Annotated in this window: 1 protein-coding gene; it reads right to left on the reverse strand. The window is 58.6% G+C overall.

The window, feature by feature from the left end:
- Window positions 1-367, reverse strand: a 367-nt coding sequence (locus ABR397_RS23510; RefSeq protein ID WP_350307809.1) for a phage baseplate assembly protein V, incomplete at both ends; no start/stop codon positions are given.

Genomic DNA, 367 nt, shown 5'->3' on the forward strand with positions numbered 1-367 from the left:
GGGTCGCCCCCTTCAAATGCGATCGCCACTTCCGTACCTATCAGCAACGGCCAGTGAAAACCGTAGGTGTCACCCGCATAGGGACGAGCCAGACGCACCCACAGGCTTTCTCCCCCCTGCGGCCAGTCCGCCCGGTCAAAATCAAACGCCACCCGATACAACCCGTCTTTATCAATATCCCCATACCGGTCGTTCACTACCGAGCTGCTCACCCGGGCCGGCAGGGTGCCCGCTATGCGTGGTTTGGGGATTAACACAGGTCGGAAGCACACGGTTTCAGAGTAGGGAATGGCAGTAAACGCCATTTCAAAACTGCGATCCCGGCGCGCACTGCTGTGAATAGCGGTTATCACCGCCCCTTTACGGA

It is taken from the genome of Photorhabdus viridis, assembly GCF_040256935.1.
Lineage (GTDB): Bacteria > Pseudomonadota > Gammaproteobacteria > Enterobacterales > Enterobacteriaceae > Photorhabdus > Photorhabdus viridis.